The sequence below is a fragment of the Desulfovibrio desulfuricans genome, from assembly GCF_024460775.1.
Lineage (GTDB): Bacteria > Desulfobacterota > Desulfovibrionia > Desulfovibrionales > Desulfovibrionaceae > Desulfovibrio > Desulfovibrio desulfuricans_E.
Window position 1 is genome coordinate 57,270 of sequence record NZ_JANFYZ010000001.1, and the last position, 18,659, is coordinate 75,928.

Consider the following 18,659-nt stretch of genomic DNA (forward strand, 5'->3'; position numbering starts at 1 on the left):
GCAGGGGCCGGAGCCGTTGTTCGGAATGGCGAGGCAGGGGCTGGCGCAACGGGTTTGGCAACCGGAGCGGCTGGCGCTGCCCCAGGCGTTGGCGTCACGCCAAGCCGTGGACGTTGCTCTACGGGAGTAGCCGCGCTGCCAGCAGATGAGCCGTTGCCGCTGTTCTGGGCAGAGCCGAGCGGGCTTTTTGGAAATAACGTAGGGGGCTGAGACATACCTACTCCTGTTCGGCCTGGATCGTTGCCACCGCTTCTTCCGCTGCATGCTGGATATCTGGGTCTTCATGATTCATCAAACCCAGCAGTACGCTAAAGGCCACATTGCCGCCGATCTTGCCAAGAGCTTCAATAATCTTGAGGGCCACCATGGGGCTTGAACTCTCAAGCATTTGCGCCAGTTGAGGAACGGCATTGGCAACCTTGTGCATGCCCAGCGCGTCAACGGCGCGTATGCGAACCCATTCGTTTTCGTCATCAAGCCCATTGAGAATATAGGGCAGCACAGTTGGGGAAGCGATTTGCCCAAGCAGGTCAATCACTGCAAGGCGAACATCCTTGTCTTCATCTGAAAGGCGGGGCAACAGCAGGGGCAGGTATTCCTCGGCCTGTTCGCCAAGACCCAGGAAGGATTCCACCGCCACCTGCCGTGTGCGGGATGATTCATCTTCAAGCGCTGCCGTTAGTTCAGGCAGATTTTCCAGAATGCCGTAACGGCCAAGGGCGTACACGGCCATCATGCGCTGCATGGGGTCTTCGCTCTTGGCCCGCTCCTTAAAGCGTTCGTTCAGCTTGGGGCTGTGCAGGTTGATGCAGGCTTCCAGCGCCATTTCCTTAACGTCCACATAGCGGTGATCCAACTGGGCGAAAACAAGGTCTTCCACATCAGGGCAGGTGGGCTGGTTGCCAAAGAAGACCAGCGCGCTCTTGAGAACTTCTGCATCTTCTGAATCATTCATGATGGTTACAAAGAACGGGGAGTCGGCGCAATCGCCAAGCTGAGCCAGTTCCGCTGCTGCCATGCGCTGCAGTTCCGGGCTGGCATCCCAGAAAATATTTTTGAGATCAGGCACGCAACGGCGGTCTGCCATAAGATGACAGGCCTCCATTGCCAGCAGGATGCGCGATTCATCAACGCTGTTGAGAGCATCGCGCACGGAGTCATTGTAGCCAATGGCGGCAATGGCCTTGATGGCGGCTTCATACAGTTCATCCTGGCGTTCCCTGTCGAGGGTGGCGGCCATGTTGATGATGTCTTCGGTGCACGCATCCGAACCGATGGCGCTCAGGCCTTGCAGCGCGGCCAGCAGGATGTCTTCATCGTTGTCTGTAAGGGCGTCGAGCAGGTAGGAACGCAGCCTTTCCTGCGATTTGCCAGCCAGCAGTGACAAGCCGCGCCCGTTGAGAATCTGCACGATAGCTTTGACAATCTTGTGTCGCAGGGCTTCACGAACATTTTCAAGCGAACTGAAGAGCAGGGGAATGGACTTTACATCGCCCATATCGCCAAGGGCGTCCACAATGGCCGAACTCACAAGGGACGAGGCCTGGGAAAGCAGCTTCACAAGAGCGCTGGCGGCGGAGTAGTCCTTGATTTTCGCAAGGGCTTCCACCACGGCAAACTGTACCCATTCCTCATCGTGCATGGCCTGGCACAGTGAGTTGACGGCTTCGGGAAAAGCCAGTGTGCCAAGGCTCACAGCAGCCTGATAACGCACGTTCACTTCCGGGTCTTTGAGCAGGGCGCGGCAGAGCAGCAGGCAGGACTGATGCGTACGGCAGTATCCCAGAATATCTGTGATAAATATCCGCAAGTCTGCATCGTCGTGCTGCAGGTAGGGCTGAATGCTCTCAATGCTGTCCGAGCCAATTTCACGCAGAATGTCCATGGCCACGTTGCGCACGGGGGCTTCGTCGCTGCTCAGGAGCGGCAGCAGAGCCACGACCACCTGCGGCCCGCGAATTTTACGCAGGGCGTATTCCGCTGCTTCCTGTACGCCCACACTTGGGCTTTTGATGTGTTCGCAGAGCATGGGAACGGCATCCTGGAGGCCCTGATCGCCAGCGCTGAATGCCGCGTCGCGAATCGCGTCATTATCGCCCGACTTCAGGGCTTCAAGAATTGCTTTGTGCTGTGGATTTTCCATGTTCATAGTCATGTCCTGCTACGGTGGGGTCAGCCTCTGACCGTTGTTATGATGGCGTTGGCAATATCGTCCACATCGAGAATGAGGTTGGCGAGCTTGTTGTCTACAATCGCCTTGGGCATACCGTAAACGACACAGGAGGCCTCATTTTGCGCTATAAGGCAGCCGCCCTTCTCTTTAAGAACCTTGGACCCTTCGCATCCGTCTGAACCCATTCCGGTGAGAATCACGCCAAGTGTGCGTCTTCCCATTGCTTTGCCCGCAGTTTCAAAAAGCACGTTTGCCGAAGGTTTGTAAAGGGCATCGCGCGGTTCTTCTGCAACAAAGATTTCTGGCAGCGGGCCGCGCATGCGAATACCCAGATGCTTGCCGCCAGGGCAGACATACGCATGACCTGTTTTGAATTTGTCGCCGTCCTGGGCTTCGGTAACGCCGATCTGGCAAACACTGTCGAGGCGCTTGGCAAAAGGATTTGTAAAAGCCGCCGGCATATGCTGCGCAATAAGTATGCAGGCCGGAAGATCGGCAGGCAGCGCCGAAAGAATCTTTTGCACCACTGGCGGCCCGCCAGTAGATACGCCGATTACAACCAGATCGCGCGGCCCGGTGCAGGGCGTTTGCACATAATCCGCAGGTTGCGAAGGCTGAGGGCGTGGAACTGGAACCTGAATCTGGTTGATGCGCCTGTACTTGAGTTTGATGATGGTTTTACGCCGTGCAATGGCCCGCACCTTGCGCTGCAGTTCCGCTCCAAAACACTCCCGGTCGCAGCTCATGGTTTTAGGAATAAAATCAAGAGCGCCGTACTCTAGTGCCTTTAATGTGCTTTCTGCGCCGCTCTGTGTGAGAGAGCTGACCATCAGCACGGGAATCGGAGTTTTTTTCATCAACTGCTGCAAAACTCCAAGGCCATCAAGCCTTGGAAGGTCAACATCAAGCGTCATTACGTCAGGATCAAGTTCTTCGGCTTTTTCCAGGGCCTCCTGACCGTTGCGGGCTGTGCCCACAACCTTGATTTCAGAATCCTGCTCAAGAAGTGAAGTAATGGTGTTGCGCATAAAGGTTGAATCATCAACCACGAGGACACTGATCATAGGATAAGCTCACTCCAAAAAATTCTCTCTCTATCTAGTTTTTGTATGCTACGTCAGGCATTATTTTTTTACAAATAAAAAATTACTTGCCAAACTACTCAGTCTCGCTTATGTTCCCTCTCTCAACGGGATGTGGCTCAGCTTGGCTAGAGCGCAGCGTTCGGGACGCTGAGGCCGCGCGTTCAAATCGCGCCATCCCGACCAGCAAAATCAAGGGTTTACGGTAACCACCGTAAGCCCTTTTTTTGTTTATCTTCTGCATTTTCATGGCGATGCCTCTTTGGCTTTTAAGCTTTTTGGGGGATTTTCTGGGCATCTGTCGGCCCTGTCCATATGGATCGGCCGTCGAGAGGAGAAGGTTGGCGCCAGCAACATGCTCATAAAATCGGTTTGTCGCCCATTATGCCCGCGCTGGCATTGCTGCTGGTAGAAATTATCGTGGTTGCGGCGAAAAACTACATTGAAAGGCCATTCTGGTGAGCCTGCCCGGCTTAACAGCTTTGGCAACTTTGGTTTTTAGCAAATATACCCGTAAAGATAGTGTATAAAACGCGATAAAAAGTCTGATGAAAATTACAAACAACTTATCAAGCAAAGAAATTTTGTAAATATGAATTTATATTTGTGCAAGATGCGGTAATTTTTTCTATTAAATATTAAAAACAATATTGTAATAAATTTATAATAGAATATTTATTGTTTAAAATAATAAAAAATAACAAAATAAGAATTTAAATAATAAAAAATTATACGTAATTTTATGCAAAACTTAATTTATTTTATTGTTTAAAATTTAATAAATACATTTGATAAATTTTGTTTATTATATTTTAGTAGTGAGAATTTGTACTTGTTAGATAGTAATTTCTGATATCACTCAGGTAAGGTTGTTGCAATGCTTTATGGGGTATGCTCTCCATAATAACAAAGCCCGTTTCCGAAGGGATGCTCATCACATCCCCCAAGAAACGGGCTTTCTGTTATTTTACGGCACCCGAGTTAGACCTGCGGATGCTTGATTTTGTTGCTCTAGAGGCGCGCTGAACGCGCCATGCGCCTAGCTCAGTGAGGCAAGGCGCTTGATGGCTTCTTCCGTATCGGCAGGGGAGCCAAAGGCCGTGAGGCGCACGTAGCCTTCGCCAGAAGCGCCAAAGCCAGCGCCGGGCGTGCACACAAGGGCCGTGTTGTTCAGCACGTGGTCAAAGAATCCCCAGGAGGTCATGCCGTCAGGCACGCTCACCCAGATGTAGGGAGCATTGACGCCGCCGTAGACGGAAAGTCCCATGCCGGTTACTGCTTTGCGCAGGCTTTCTGCATTGCGCTGGTAGCCGTGGATAACGTCCATGACCTGCGCCCGGCCTTCCGGGCTGTAGGTGGCGGCAGCGGCACGCTGCACAATGTAGGGGCAGCCGTTGTACTTGGTGCACTGGCGGCGGTTCCAGAGGCCGTTGAGCGCAACCTTGCCGCCCTTGCCATCGCTGACCTGGAGCGCCTTGGGCACAACAGTGTAGGCGCAACGCAGGCCGGTGAAGCCGGCGGTTTTGGAGAAACTGCGGAATTCCACGGCCACTTCCTGCGCGCCTTCAAGCTCGTAGATGCTGTGGGGAACAGAGCTGTCGGTGATGTATGCCTCGTAGGCGGAGTCATACAGAATGACGCAGCCTTCGCGGCGGGCGTAGTCCACCCAACCCTGAAGCGCCTGACGCGAAAGCACAGTGCCTGTGGGGTTGTTGGGGTAGCACAGATAGATGATATCGGGCCGGGTTTTGGGAAAGTCCGGCACAAAGTCGTTTTCCTTGAGGCAGGGCAGGTACACGAGCCTGTCCCACTGCTTGCCGTCAAATTCGCCGGAACGGCCCGCCATGGCGTTGGAATCCACATAGACGGGGTAGACTGGGTCTGTCACAGCCACAATGCTGTCAGCGGCAAAAAGTTCCTGAAAATTGCCCACGTCCGACTTGGCGCCGTCGCTGACGAACACTTCATCGGCGCTCAGGTCAACGCCGCGCGCCTTGTAGTCGTGTTCCGCGATGATTTCGCGCAAAAAGGCATAGCCCTGTTCCGGGCCGTACCCGTGAAACGTGGCGGCATCGCCCATATCGTCAGCAGCCTTGTGCAGCGCCGCAACAACGGCAGGGGCAAGGGGACGGGTCACATCGCCAATGCCCAGGCTGATGACGCGCTTTTCGGGGTTGGCTTCCTTGAAGGAGGCGACCTTGCGGGCTATTTCCGCAAAAAGATAGTTGCTTTGCAGCTTGAGAAAATTGCTGTTTACGCTGGTCATCACATTCCTCTGAATCAGATGTGGTAAGTGCCGGTGAAGACGGTGACGGCTCCGCCGGTCATGTAGACATGGTTGGAAATTTCGTCCCAATGGATGTGCAGGGTGCCGCCTTTGAGTTCCACGTCAAGCTCGCGCCCGGTAAGGTTGTTGAGCACGCAGGCGACCGCAACGGCGCATGCGCCGGTGCCGCAGGCAAGGGTTTCGCCCGCGCCGCGTTCCCACACGCGCATTCTCACCTTGGTGGAGGAGATCACTTCCACAAATTCGGTGTTGGTGCGCTGCGGAAACAGCCTGTGGTGCTCAAAGCTGGGGCCGATCTTGGGCAGATCAAGGTCGTCTATGCCTTTCATGAACACAACCGCATGCGGGTTGCCCATGGAAACAGCGGTAATATCGTAGCCAGCGCCGTCAACCTCGACCGGGCGGGCCACAAAGCGCTGGGCGCTTGTGTCGCCCTCGACCAGCACGGGAATGTTGGCCGGGGTCAGCACGGGTTCGCCCATATCAACCGTAGCGCCGCAAACCTCGCCGCCTTCAAACAGCAGGCGGACGATTTTTTCACCGGCGCGGGTTTCAACTCGGATAACATCCTTGGAAAGAATGCCGTGTTCGTGAACATATTTGCCCACGCAGCGGATGGCATTGCCGCACATTTCTGCCTCGGAACCATCAGAATTGAACATGCGCATGCGCACGTCTGAAGTGCCGGAAGGCAGAATCAGTACAAGACCGTCAGACCCGACACCGAAATGGCGGTCGCTGATCTGTCGGGCAAGGTCGTTGGGGTTCTCGACACGTTCTTCAAAGCCATTCACATAGACATAATCGTTGCCGATGCCCTGCATTTTAGTAAAGCGCAGTGTTGCAGCCATATATACTCCTTATCATACGGGGGGCCGAAACAGGCTGCCCATAATTATCTTGGCAGTATCACAAATAAGTATTTATTCTGATTCAAGGCAAAAGTAAACACAGTGCGGCGCACCTGCCGCGAATCCAACGTGCGGCGGCGGTTTAAGGCGCAAAAAAAGCGGAGAGCCGCCAGACTCTCCGCTTGATGACCACTGGCCTTCGCCGTCCGTTGCGGCGAACGGCGAGGCCTGTGGCTCCCTGCGGCAGAACCGCAGGGGCCGGAGGCAAGGGGACCATCTTCCCCCCCGGGATGAGACCCCCTGCCCCCAACTATTTCTTAACGACCTAGTGAGCCCAGAGCAGTTCCGCGTACTTGGGCAGAACCCACAGGCTGTCCTCAACCAGGCGCTCAAGAGCGTCGGCATGGGTGCGGCATTCGGCCATGGCGGGCAAGATGCCGTCACGAGCGGCCTTGGCCTGTTCCAGCGCGCCTTCGGTGCACTGGGCTTTTTCCACGGCCTTTTCCAGCACCGTCACACCCTTCTGGAGTGCAACAATGTGGCCGCGCAGTTCGTTAAAGTATTCCTCTTCGCTTGCAGCGCCCTTGTCGCCAAGCACGGCGCGGGTCTTGATAACCGCATCGGCGGCCCTGGTCTGGGCTTCCATGCTGGGCGGCAGCACGGAAGAGCGGATCATGTCGGCCAGCAGGTTGCCTTCGATGCACACGGTCTTGCTGTAGTTTTCCAGCAGGATGTCCTGACGGGAGAGAATTTCACGCTCGGTCAGGATGCCGTGCCGCAGGAAGACGTTCATGACGTCGGGATCGCTGTAGTGCTCAAGAGCGGTAACGGTGTTGTTGTAGTTGGGCAGGCCGCGGCGGGCGGCTTCTTCAGCCCAGGATTCAGCATAACCATTGCCGTTAAAGACGATGGGCATGTGTTCCTTGAACAGGCGGGGCAGCAGAGACTGCAGGGCCGTGTTCAGATCGGTGCCGGCAGAAACCGAAGCTTCAAGTTCGGTGGCAATGTCGTCCAGGGCGCTGGCAACAGCCGCGTTCAGGGCGATATTGACCGGAGCCACGGACTGCGAGGAGCCCACGGCGCGGAATTCAAACTTGTTGCCGGTGAAGGCAAAGGGGCTTGTGCGGTTACGGTCGGAAAGATCCACGGGCAGCGGAGGCAGGGTGGAAACGCCCACTTCCATGACCGCGCTCTTCTTGTTCTTGGAACCCTTGCCGTTGACGATGGTGTCAAGCACGTCGGTAAGCTGTTCGCCAAGGTAGACGGACAGAATGGCCGGCGGGGCTTCGTTGGCGCCAAGGCGGTGGTCGTTGCCAGCGCCCACGGTGCCGAGGCGCAGGGCCGCGCTGTGCATGTGCACGGCGCGCAGCACGGCGGCCAGGAACACCAGGAACTGGGCGTTGTCCACAGGCGTGGAGCCGGGGTTGAGCAGGTTCGTGCCATCAGAATCGCTGATGGACCAGTTGTTGTGCTTGCCGCTGCCGTTCACGCCCGCAAAGGGCTTTTCGTGCACCAGGCACACAAAACCGTGCTTGCCAGCCATGTGACGCATCATGTTCATGCAGAGCATGTTGTGGTCGCAGGCGATGTTGGCTTCTTCGTACACTGGGGCGATTTCAAACTGGCCGGGGGCCACTTCGTTGTGGCGGGTCTTGGCCGGAATGCCCAGCGAACGCAGCTCGTTTTCCAGATCCTGCATGAAGCTCATCACGCGGGGAGGAATGGAGCCGAAGTAGTGGTCTTCCATTTCCTGACCCTTGGGCGAGGTGGCGCCGATCAGGGTGCGGCCAGCCATCAGGAGGTCAGGACGCAGGGCGGCCAGGTTTTTGTCCACCAGGAAGTATTCCTGCTCGGGGCCAACGTTGGCGCGCACATAGCTGGCCGTGGTGTTGCCGAAGAGCTTGAGAATACGCATGGCCTGACGCGACAGGGCCGATATGGAGCGAATGAGCGGGATCTTGCGGTCAAGAGCTTCGCCCGAGTATGAGTAAAAGTACGTCGGAATGTGCAGGGTGGCCCCGTAAGGAGCGGGGATGATGAACACCGGCACGGAGGGATCCCACGCGGTATAGCCGCGGGCTTCAAACGTGGAGCGGATGCCGCCGGAAGGGAAGGAGGAGGCGTCCGGCTCACCGCTGATCAGCATCTTGCCAGAGAATTCGCTGATAACCTGGCCATCAATGGTGGGCGACAGAAAGGCGTCATGCTTTTCGGCAGTGAGGCCAGTCATGGGATGGAACCAGTGCGTGTAGTGCGTGGCGCCGTTCTCGATGGCCCAATCCTTCATGGCGTTGGCGACGACATCAGCGATTTCGGGATTCAGGCGTTCGCCGTCGCGGATGGTCTTGGCCAGCTTCTTGAACACATCCTTGGGAAGGCGCTTGCGCATGGTGGCTAGACCAAACACGTAGCGGCCAAAGATGTCTTCCGCGCTGCGGCCTACTTCATCAGCGCTGGTGGGGATGACCGGTGCAGTGTTCACTGCTTTGAACAAAGCCTTTTTACGGGGGGAACTCATACCCTCGTCTCCTTTCTCAAGTTGTTGCTAGTATCAGGCACAGCCCGATTACAGGGCCTCATCGCCGCGCTCACCAGTGCGGATGCGGATGGCATCCATCACATCACTGATGAAAATTTTTCCGTCGCCAACCTGTCCTGTGCGGGAGATGGACACCACAGCATTCAGAACAGTTTCCAGCATGTCGTCGTGCAGCACGACCTCGACCTTGATCTTGGGCAGGCAGTCCACCTGCATGGTGGTGCCGCGGTACACTTCAGTGTGCCCACGCTGGCGACCAAAGCCCTTGATTTCAACATAGTTCAAGCCGTGGATGCCCATGTCGGTAAGCGTGTCCTTAACCTTGTCAAACATGCTGGGCCGGATGATGATTTCAAGCTTTTTCATAGGTCGTTCCTTTGCTGTTTCCCGTTGGACTACAAGGAGTAGCCGCGTTCGTTGTGCTCGCTCAAATCGAGGCCGGTGAATTCCTCTTCAGGCGTAACCCGCAGGCCGACAACCGCGTCAACCACATAGAGGATTATCCGGGAAACTATGTAGCAATAACCCCAGGTAGCCACAATGGACACGATCTGGATCCAGGCCTGCTCAGGATTGCCGTAGAACAGACCGTCAGCGTTGTTGATGGCCGCGCAGGCGAACAGGCCGGTGGCAAGCGCACCCCAGGTGCCGCCAACGCCGTGAATGCCGACCACGTCAAGGGCGTCGTCATAACCGAACTTGTTCTTCAGGAGCACGCCGCCGTAGCAGATGATGCCGCCAACAAAACCGATCAGCATGGCGGGCAGCACTTCAACAAAGCCCGCGCCGGGAGTGATGGCCACGAGGCCCGCCAGTGCGCCGGAGATAGCGCCAAGGCTTGTGGGCTTGCCGGTACGAATCCATTCAACGAGCATCCAGCCAAGAATACCGCAGGCGGAAGCCATGTGGGTGGTTACAAGGGCCTGACCAGCAAGAGGACCGGAAACCAGAGCGCTGCCAGCATTGAAGCCGAACCAGCCGAACCACAGCAGGCCGCCGCCAAGCAGGGTAAGGGGCAGGTTGTTGGGTGTGGCATGCGAGCTGCCAGTGGAAAGCCGCGGTCCAAGAGCCTGGGCACAGGCAAGAGCCGCCGCGCCGGAAGACATGTGCACAACTGCGCCGCCAGCAAAGTCCAGAGCGCCCATCTTGCTCATCCAGCCACCGCCCCAGACCCAGTGGGCCATGGGCGAGTAGACGAAGAGCAACCACAAGCCAGAGAAAACAAGCATGGCGGAGAAGCGGATGCGCTCAGCGTAGGCACCGGAAATAAGGGCCACGGTAAGAGCAGCAAACATGCACTGATACCCCATAAAGACCGTGTGGGGCAGTTGGGTGGCGGCAGGAGCCGATTCGCCGCCCACGCCTTTGAGGAAGAGGTAGGAAAGATCGCCGATTATACCGCCCACATCTTCGCCAAAGGCCAGTGTGTAACCCACAACGGCCCATAATACAGAGATGAGAGCCAGCGCGCCGTAGCTGTGCATGTGGGTGGACAGGATATTGCGGGAGCGAACCAGGCCACCGTAGAAGAGGGCCAGCGCCGGGGTCATCAGCATGACCATGGAGGCGCAGATCAGAATAAATGCAGTATCCGAGGCGTTCATACGGACATCCTTCAGCGTAGTTCGGACCGGCGAGGGAGGCAGTGTGCCGCACAGTGCAGCAGGCTGGTTTCCGTCGTTCCGTTCCGCGTTTAATAGAACCTCATCCTCGTGGGCTGGCGCCATGCCCACACTGCGGCACAATGCCGCAGCAATACCCTGCTTAGGCATGAAGTGTGCCAAATGTGTTTCGCTGTGTGGCTAAATCTTGTAACAATATGATTTTATAAATATTTTTATTTTTTCAGGCAGACAGGAAGAATTGCAGGAGGTTGGCGTCGTTGTAATATTTCTACGATGATGTAGAAAAAAAGAAGCCCCCCGGAGTGCCGTTTCGTGGCACTTGGGGGGCTTTCTAAATAGATGTTTTATTTTAGCGTATTATGTGAAAAAAATAGAAAATTGCAAAAATGTAGAAATTATTGGTACATCTTTGTAATGACTGTGTTGTGCTTAGGTAACATACTAAAAATTATTACAAAAAATTCATTTTTGGGGCAAATTTATGCCTTTTTGCAAAATACCGTTTTGTAGAAACTTCATATCTACTCGGTTTCATCCTTACGGTACACGGGGCGAAAAGCCTTGTAGGTGATGCCGTACTTTTTCATGCGCAGGGCCATGATCCTTTCCGTCAATCCAAGGCTTGCAGCAGCTTTGCCCATCTGGCCCTGGCTGAACTCAAGCGCTTCGGTGATTGATGCGCGTTCCAGCTCGTCCAGTTGCTCCTGCAAGCTGCCGGAAAGCCCCTGGCGGATCAGCCCTGGCGTGAGGCCGGAACTGGCCGCAACGCGGCTGCCGTGCAGGGCAGGAGGCAAGTGCTGGGGCAGAACAAGGCCTTCGCGGCCCAGCAGCAACACTGCGCGCTCCATGACGTTTTCAAGCTCGCGGATGTTGCCCGGCCAGGTGTAGCGTTGCAGCATATCCATAACAGAAAGGGAGAGGCGCACGTTGTTGCGCCCGTTTGCCAGCGCGTATTTTTTGATAAAGTGGTTTGCCAGCGGCAGAATATCCTCTGGTCGGAAACTCAGGGGCGGCAGGAAAATGGGGAAGACATTGAGGCGGTAGAACAGATCGCGGCGGAAGGTTTCTTCCTCCACCATTTTTTCCAGGTCACGGTTGGTGGCGGTGATAAAACGCACATCCACATAATGCGTTTCCATGCCGCCAAGGCGTTCAAAGGCCCTTTCCTGCAACACGCGCAGCAGTTTTGCCTGGGTCATGAGCGAAAGCTCACCCACTTCGTCCAAAAACAGCGTGCCGCCGTTGGCAAGCTCAAAGCGTCCCTTGCGCGTAGCGTTTGCGCCGGTGAAGGCCCCGCGTTCATGGCCGAACAGTTCGCTTTCAATGAGGTTTTCTGGCAATGCGGCGCAGTTGAGCGAAATAAAGGGCTTGTTGGCGCGCGTGCTGCCCGAATGGATGGAGCGTGCTGCCAGTTCTTTGCCCGTGCCGGATTCGCCCTGTAGAAAAACGGTGGTGCTGGAGGGGGCCACCTGCGCAATCTGCGCGTAGACCTTTTGCATCACTTCAGAATTGCCCACAAAGCCGCGCGGCCTCAAGGGCGAGGAGGCTTCTTCATCCATGCGGCCCTGCGATTCAAGGGCGGCGTGACCAAGCAGGGTTGATATAATGGTAAGCAGGCGCATTTCGTCTTCAAGCGTGGCATCGTCCACCAGCAGATGGTCAACCGACAGCGCGCCCACAACCTGATCGTTGAGGCGGATAGGCACGCAGATGAAGGAAATGCCCTCCTTGCCCAGATCGCGCGAACGGGTGCGATTCAGAAACAGCGGTTCTTCTGATACATTAGATATGTACATGGAGCGCCCGGTTTCAATAACACGCCCGGTGATGCCCTCGCCGCGCACGTAACGGCCCCGGCGGGCTTCGGCGGGTTTGAGGCCGTAGGCTGCCTCAATACGGATTTCGCCGCTGTTGGGCGAAATAAGCGTGATCGCGCCGCGCATCATGTGCAGATGCTCTGCCATAAGCTGGAGCGCCTTGTTCAGGGCAACCCCCACATCCGTGGCAGAGTTGACCACATTGGAAAGATCCAACAAAAGGCGCAGCTGCTCTTCGCGGTGGCTGTCTGCGTTGGCGGGAGAGCGCGACACGGTGCCGGGACGGGGGGATGTATTGCTGGATTTTTGCATGCCGTGCTTATACCCCAGGCCGGGGCAAACATGCAATCCGTCAGCGGGTTACGGGCCGCAAGAAAGGGCTGCCGGGGAAGGGCACTTGCGCAAGCGGGCTGAGGGCAGACTTGGATATAGTGGGGGAGTGGAAGGATGGGCTTTGCGGGCAAGAGGAGCAGATCAGATAACGGTCTAACTGATTTGGCGGCGCAATAGGCTACGATATCAGCAAACGCCCCTGGTTCATGTGATAGCAGCCAACTGATTAGTGGCGCAATAGGATTAGGGAACTCCCAGCTCTGAATATGACCATTGGGAAGCCCCTGACCGCTGAATTTTATGCCAATTTTAAAAAGTCGCTTGACACCTGCCCCCTATTGCCGTAGATACACCCTTCACAGCGCGTCCCCATCGTCTAGCCGGCCCAGGACAACGGCCTTTCACGCCGTCGACAGGGGTTCAAATCCCCTTGGGGACGCCAATTAAGAAAGCAAGCTCTTACGAGAAATCGTAGGAGCTTTTTTCGTTTTTGAATTATTGTCAGTCTTGGGCGCGCGGACGGCTGTGCATCAGTTGAAGCAACACAACAATAGTAATAGTATGCTATATAAAAAGAAGGTACTAAATTTTTAAAGAAAATCTTCGAATTGTGACCAAAAGGGCCATTATGTCAAACTTGCCGGATAGCTGCGTGGCTCATGTCTATTGCCCCGAGAATGGGGCACCTTTCCGCGTACAGCCCCTTTCTGAACATTTGCACAACGTCGCTGACCTGGCATCATCAGCGGCAGCCAAGGTCGGCTTGCCCCTGACAGGCCATCTGGTTGGCCTGCTGCATGATTTTGGCAAGTATTCAAAAGAATTCCAGAATTATATCCTTTCCGCTGCTGGCTGCATTACTCCTGGTGAACCGGGCTACACCGATCCCATAGCTTGCAAAGGGAAGATCAATCATGCTTTTGCTGGAGGGCAGCACCTATGGGAGCGCCTGCAAGGCAATGATTTGAAAAAAGCGATTGCCCGGATGCTTGCATTGTGCATTCTGTCCCACCATTCAGGGCTAAAAGATTGCATATCCCAGGACGGCAAGGATGCATTTACACAGAATTACATGGCCCGTCCGGAGGAAAAAACACACCGTAAGCAGTGCGATGAGCGCTGCGATCAAGCATTCCTTGAAGAAATAGAAAATGAAATCTCGAATGCACTTTTATTGGAAGTGCGAGCAGTTATGATGAAGCTGCGTGATCGAGTCATGAACAAGCAGCCAGCAAGTGCCGATATAAATGACCAACGAGACTGCGCAAATAGTCGTGATTTTCAGCTTGGATTGCTGGCGCGTTTTTTATTCAGCTGCCTGATTGATGCGGATCGTACTGACAGTGCAGATTTTGAAGATCAAAAAGGGGCGGAAATTCGGCGCAGCGGGGTCAGGCGTCCTTGGAGTGCCCTGGTGCAGCGTTTTGAAGCAGCCTTGGCCCAAAAGACCCCGCAACACGCCATCGACCACATCCGGGGTGATATTTCTGCCCATTGCGCCCAGCGTGCCCAGGATGCGCCGGGTATGTTTACTCTCACTGTACCCACTGGCGGGGGCAAGACGCTGGCCAGCCTTCGTTTTGCCCTGCTGCACGCGCAAAAGCACCAGATGGACAGAGTCATCTATGTTATTCCTTATACATCCATTATTGACCAAAACGCCGATGTAGCCCGAAAAATTCTTGAGCAGGGTGAGGCCCCTGGATCCATAGTGCTTGAGCATCATTCCAGTTTTATGCCCGATGAAGATTCTAACGCTGAAGAAGTCGCCAGCCGGTGGGAAAAACTGTCTGAAAACTGGGATGCCCCCGTGATCTTCACCACCATGGTGCAGTTTCTTGAGAGCCTGTTTGGCGCAGGCACAAGCTCCGCCCGCCGCATGCATAATCTTGCACGTAGCGTGATAGTGTTTGATGAAGTGCAGACTGTCCCTGTGCGCTGCTTGCGTATGTTTTGCAACGCTGTGGATTTTTTGACCGGGCAATGTGGTTCTACCGCAGTGCTTTGCACTGCCACGCAGCCGAGGCTGGGCAATCTGCCGCATCCGCTGCGCGGCAGCCTTGATATACAGCCCGGCATGGAAATCGTGCCAGATGTGCCAGACCTGTTCACACGCCTCAAGCGCACGACATTTTTTGACCACTGCCATACCGCCATGGGGGCAGAAGATGTGGCCGCGCTGGCGCAAGAAGAGCAACAATCCCACGGCTCATGCCTGGTGGTTTGCAATACCAAGCGAATGGCAGAAAAGATTTATGCGTTTTGCGACAAACAGGAAGGTATAAACTTCTACTACCTTAGCACCAACCTCTGCCCGGCGCACCGCATGGAAAAGCTTGAAGCCATGCGAGCCGATTTGAAAAACGGGCGTCCTGTACTTTGCGTAAGCACGCAACTCATTGAGTGTGGCGTGGATATCAGTTTTCGATCTGTTATTCGCATGGCCGCTGGTCTGGATTCCATCCTTCAGGCGGCAGGGCGCTGCAACCGACATGGGGAAAATGAGCCGGGCAGGGTGCATGTGGTACTGGTGCAGGCGGATGCAGAAAATCTGGACTGGCTGAAAGACATTAAAGATGGTCGGGATATCTTTCTTGATACAGTGCGCCTAAAGTATGCACAAGAACTTCTGGAATCTGGCTACGATTTCACCATGCCGCAGTTGGTTGCAACATATTTTGACCATTATTTTCATCGTAAGGGCGCCGTGCTTTCTTATGCGGCAGGCGATTGCAATTCCTTGCTTGATATGCTGGGCAGTAATCGAGGTGCTGGCAATAACAATCTATTCCCCATACTGGGGCAATCATTCAGCGCCGCAGCAAAAATTTTCAAGTCCATCGACTCAACATCAAAAAGTATTTTGGTGCCTTATAAAGATGGAGAGGGCATCATTGCCGCACTTTGTTCATCAGATTTGCTGTATAAAAAATATGAGCTTTTACGTAAGGCTCAGCGTTTTTCCGTAAACATTTTTCCACATACAGAACGCGAGCTTATACAGAAAAATGCCTTGTATCCCATTCAGGATAGTGGCATGTTTGCTCTGAAACCCAATTTTTACTGTAATGAACAGGGCGTTAGCGCGCAATCAGGGCAAAAACTGCGTCTTTGTAATTACTGATAGGAGGATTGAGTGAATAACGACATATCCTTTATTGTTTATGGGCGTTATGCCCTGTTTTCTGATCCTGTAACTCGAGTCGGCGGCGAAAAATGTTCTTACCACATTCCCACTTATGAAGCCCTTAAGGGTATAGCTAAATCAATATATTGGAAGCCAACGCTGATTTGGGTGATTGACAAGGTACGCATTCTGCATCCCTTTCGCACGCAAACCAAGGGCGTAAAACCAATCAGGCCCACCACAGGCGGCAATGATCTTTCCATCTACACCTATCTGGCTGATGTTGCCTATCAGGTAAAGGCCCGTTTTGTATGGAACGAGCACAGGCCGGAACTGAAGCAAGACCAGATTGAAGGCAAGCACTACGAAATAGCCAAGCGTATGCTGGCGCGCGGTGGCCGACAGGATATCTTTTTGGGTACGCGCGACTGTCAGGGGTATGTGGAACCTTGCAGATTTGGTGAAGGCCCCGGTGCGTATGATGACCTGGAAGAGCTGGCCTTTGGCCTCATGTTTCACGGGTTTGATTATCCTGATGAAACCGGAAACTCCAGTTTTGGCGCACGGTTCTGGAAGCCTGTAATGCGCAAGGGGATAATTGAATTCCCCTCGCCGGATGATGCCTCGCTGCTGCGCAAAGAAATCCGCCCCATGAAGCCCAAGGCGTTCCACCCCGGCAAAAACTACGCTGGTTGTGATGAAGAAGCGCTATCTCTCCTTTTGCAGGAGCCCGAAACCGTGGCATACCCCGATGCCCGCAGCCTGCTTTCTGACGGCGGCCCGCAAGGGGGTGCGTTGTGAGCTGGATGCAAAAGCTTTTTGAAACGTATGAAGCCTGCTCCCAAAATCCCGCCTTTGTGGACCCCCCACAGGCGGAGAATGGTGGCAAAGAAGCCCCGGCGCTTATGCCCGTGAGCCATACCAGCCAACAGGCGCATATTCATGTTGTCATTGACGGGGCGGGTAATTTTGTGAGGGCAGAGCTGTTGCCGTTGAAAATGCAGTTTATTATCCCGGCAACCGAAGATTCCGCAGGTCGTACCAGCGGTGATTCCCCGCATCCTCTGGATGATAAAATCCATTATTGCGCCAAAGACTACTCTGGCGGCAAAAAGAATCTTTATAGCTTGTATGCTTCGCAATTGCAGGCATGGTGCGATTCTTCCCATAGTCATCCAAAAGCCAGGGCCGTATACGCCTATGTTTCGCAAGGGCATCTTGTGGATGACCTGTTGAAATGTGGAATTTTGCGCGGCGAATCAGCCAGCTCCTTGCAAACGGAACCAACCGAGGCAGACAAAGAGAGCGGCGCAGACAGCATCTTTAACAGGTTGCAGCCCAAAAAAATTGGCAACGCCACGGTGCGCGACCAGGGGGACGCCCTGGTGGTATGGAGCGTGGTAAACCTGCCTGATGACATGGAACCGCGCACATGGAAGGACACCAGCCTGCAACAGGCATGGATGGCCTACGATGCAGCCATGATGGAGCAAAAAGGCCTTTGCATAGTGCAAGGGGTGGAATGCGCTGTTGCCGCAAAGCATCCGCGCAATATCCGCCGCCCAGGTGATGGTGCAAAGCTTATTTCCTCCAATGATTCAGCAAATTTTACCTACCGTGGGCGCTTTCTGGAGCCGGAGCAGGCCTGCACCGTCGGCTATGAGGTGAGTCACAAGGCGCATAATGCGTTGCGCTGGCTCATAGCGCGGCAAGGCTACCGCAACGGGGATCAGGCTGTTGTGGCCTGGGCTGTGAGCGGCGCGCCTGTGCCTAATCCTTGTGAAGATTTGTTTGATCTGAGTGCCGGCGACTTCTTGCTTGATGACGCGCCAGAGGTGCAGGCAGAGAAGGACGCCGCCCAGCCTCCTTTTGTTCCTCCCGTAAATATGGGGCTGGCCTTTGCAAAAAGGCTGAACAAAGCCCTCGTGGGATACAAGGCTGATCTCAAGGAAACTGACGGCGTCGCCATCATGGCTATGGATGCGGCCAGCCCTGGGCGGCTTTCTGTTACGTTCTATCGCGAGCAGATGCTTAAGGACTACCTGTACAATCTGGAAAGATGGCAGGAAGAATGCGCATGGGTCCTGCCCGTGCGCATAGACGAAGCGCGTGAGGGCCAGAGCAAACCCAAAACGCGCACTGTTTACGCGCCCCTTGCCCCTACGCCAGAAACCATTGCCCGCGTTGCATACGGCAGGCGTATTGACGACAAGCTGCTCAAGGCAACTGTAGAGCGGTTGTTGCCATGCGTTGTTGATAGGGCAACCTTGCCGCGCGATATTGTTGAGAGTTGCGTGCGCCGTGCCTGCAATCGCGCGGCGCATGAGGCATGGGAGTGGGCTGAAGTGCTGGGCGTTGCCTGCGCCATGTACAGGGGCTATTTCGCCAGACACATAAAAGAAGGGGAATACAGCATGGCACTTGATGAAACGCGTAAATCCCGTGACTACCTCTTTGGGCGGCTTCTGGCGGTTGCGGAATATATTGAACGTTCTGCTTTGAATTGCGCGGGAGAAAAACGCCCCACCAATGCCGAGCGGTTGATGCAGCGCTTTGCCGACCATCCTTTTGCCACATGGAAACAGCTTGAGCTTCAGTTGCAGCCGTATATACAGCGGCTGAAGAGCAGTTCCCATGCCGGGCTGCTTAAACGGCCCCAAAAGGCCTGGAAAGAAATTTACGATAAATTTGACCCCGAAAAATTTACTTCTTCAGACAAGCTCAGTGGCGAATTTCTGCTGGGCTACCATTGTCAGATGTCAGCCTTGTACGCCACGGCTGATAAAGAAAGCACCACTGAAGCCAATGACCAGCAAGGAGCGTAA

General features: G+C 54.7%; 11 protein-coding genes and 2 tRNA genes. 5 read left to right on the forward strand and 8 right to left on the reverse strand.

The features are described 5' to 3' along the window. Nucleotides 1–217: 217 nt before the first annotated feature. Complete coding sequence (locus tag NE637_RS00250; protein WP_227118497.1) at nucleotides 218–2,149, reverse strand: HEAT repeat domain-containing protein; 1,932 nt, start codon at nucleotides 2,147–2,149, stop codon at nucleotides 218–220. A gap of 23 nt (nucleotides 2,150–2,172) precedes the next feature. Continuing rightward, nucleotides 2,173–3,237, reverse strand: a complete 1,065-nt coding sequence (locus NE637_RS00255) for a protein-glutamate methylesterase/protein-glutamine glutaminase (RefSeq protein WP_192111585.1) — start codon at nucleotides 3,235–3,237, stop codon at nucleotides 2,173–2,175. Nucleotides 3,238–3,363: 126 nt separating this feature from the next. Between NE637_RS00255 and NE637_RS00260 the strand changes: the two genes are divergently transcribed. Then, nucleotides 3,364–3,441 (forward strand) — tRNA-Pro (locus tag NE637_RS00260). 853 nt (nucleotides 3,442–4,294) lie between these two features. Here NE637_RS00260 and NE637_RS00265 read toward each other — a convergent pair. The 6 genes from NE637_RS00265 to NE637_RS00290 all read right to left on the reverse strand — a co-directional run bounded on the left by NE637_RS00265 (nucleotide 4,295) and on the right by NE637_RS00290 (nucleotide 12,686). Then, nucleotides 4,295–5,521: an LL-diaminopimelate aminotransferase gene (locus tag NE637_RS00265; RefSeq protein ID WP_227118498.1), complete on the reverse strand. Its 1,227-nt coding sequence runs from the start codon at nucleotides 5,519–5,521 to the stop codon at nucleotides 4,295–4,297. 14 nt (nucleotides 5,522–5,535) lie between these two features. Next, nucleotides 5,536–6,393, reverse strand: a complete 858-nt coding sequence (dapF, locus tag NE637_RS00270; RefSeq protein WP_215648118.1) for a diaminopimelate epimerase — start codon at nucleotides 6,391–6,393, stop codon at nucleotides 5,536–5,538. 325 nt (nucleotides 6,394–6,718) lie between these two features. Next, the gene (locus NE637_RS00275) at nucleotides 6,719–8,911 is read right to left on the reverse strand and encodes a glutamine synthetase III family protein (RefSeq protein WP_192111587.1); all 2,193 of its coding nucleotides are present in this window, start codon (nucleotides 8,909–8,911) and stop codon (nucleotides 6,719–6,721) included. Between the two features lie 48 nt (nucleotides 8,912–8,959). Beyond that, complete coding sequence (locus NE637_RS00280; protein WP_192111588.1) at nucleotides 8,960–9,298, reverse strand: P-II family nitrogen regulator; 339 nt, start codon at nucleotides 9,296–9,298, stop codon at nucleotides 8,960–8,962. Between the two features lie 29 nt (nucleotides 9,299–9,327). Continuing rightward, nucleotides 9,328–10,536, reverse strand: coding sequence for an ammonium transporter (locus NE637_RS00285; RefSeq protein ID WP_022658690.1), 1,209 nt, complete (start codon nucleotides 10,534–10,536; stop codon nucleotides 9,328–9,330). Between the two features lie 542 nt (nucleotides 10,537–11,078). Next, nucleotides 11,079–12,686, reverse strand: a complete 1,608-nt coding sequence (locus tag NE637_RS00290) for a sigma-54 interaction domain-containing protein (protein WP_192111589.1) — start codon at nucleotides 12,684–12,686, stop codon at nucleotides 11,079–11,081. Nucleotides 12,687–13,072: 386 nt separating this feature from the next. Here NE637_RS00290 and NE637_RS00295 point away from each other — a divergent pair. From NE637_RS00295 to cas8c, 4 genes are all read left to right on the forward strand, one after another. Next, nucleotides 13,073–13,149 (forward strand) — tRNA-Glu (locus tag NE637_RS00295). 210 nt (nucleotides 13,150–13,359) lie between these two features. Further along, nucleotides 13,360–15,831: a CRISPR-associated helicase Cas3' gene (cas3, locus tag NE637_RS00300; RefSeq protein ID WP_227118499.1), complete on the forward strand. Its 2,472-nt coding sequence runs from the start codon at nucleotides 13,360–13,362 to the stop codon at nucleotides 15,829–15,831. 12 nt (nucleotides 15,832–15,843) lie between these two features. Continuing rightward, nucleotides 15,844–16,635, forward strand: coding sequence for a type I-C CRISPR-associated protein Cas5c (gene cas5c / locus NE637_RS00305; protein WP_227118500.1), 792 nt, complete (start codon nucleotides 15,844–15,846; stop codon nucleotides 16,633–16,635). A gap of 5 nt (nucleotides 16,636–16,640) precedes the next feature. Continuing rightward, on the forward strand, nucleotides 16,641–18,659 hold the full coding sequence (gene cas8c, locus NE637_RS00310) for a type I-C CRISPR-associated protein Cas8c/Csd1 (protein ID WP_227118518.1): 2,019 nt from the start codon (nucleotides 16,641–16,643) through the stop codon (nucleotides 18,657–18,659).

What these genes read in the sequence shown, in the direction of transcription:
- NE637_RS00255 (WP_192111585.1), bottom strand. Translation starts at nt 3,237, where the DNA reads ATGATCAGTGTCCTCGTGGTTGATGATTCAACCTTTATGCGCAACACC.
- cas8c (WP_227118518.1), top strand. Translation starts at nt 16,641, where the DNA reads ATGCAAAAGCTTTTTGAAACGTATGAAGCCTGCTCCCAAAATCCCGCC.
- NE637_RS00250 (WP_227118497.1), bottom strand. Translation starts at nt 2,149, where the DNA reads ATGAACATGGAAAATCCACAGCACAAAGCAATTCTTGAAGCCCTGAAG.
- NE637_RS00275 (WP_192111587.1), bottom strand. Translation starts at nt 8,911, where the DNA reads ATGAGTTCCCCCCGTAAAAAGGCTTTGTTCAAAGCAGTGAACACTGCA.
- NE637_RS00285 (WP_022658690.1), bottom strand. Translation starts at nt 10,536, where the DNA reads ATGAACGCCTCGGATACTGCATTTATTCTGATCTGCGCCTCCATGGTC.
- NE637_RS00290 (WP_192111589.1), bottom strand. Translation starts at nt 12,686, where the DNA reads ATGCAAAAATCCAGCAATACATCCCCCCGTCCCGGCACCGTGTCGCGC.
- dapF (WP_215648118.1), bottom strand. Translation starts at nt 6,393, where the DNA reads ATGGCTGCAACACTGCGCTTTACTAAAATGCAGGGCATCGGCAACGAT.
- NE637_RS00265 (WP_227118498.1), bottom strand. Translation starts at nt 5,521, where the DNA reads ATGACCAGCGTAAACAGCAATTTTCTCAAGCTGCAAAGCAACTATCTT.
- NE637_RS00280 (WP_192111588.1), bottom strand. Translation starts at nt 9,298, where the DNA reads ATGAAAAAGCTTGAAATCATCATCCGGCCCAGCATGTTTGACAAGGTT.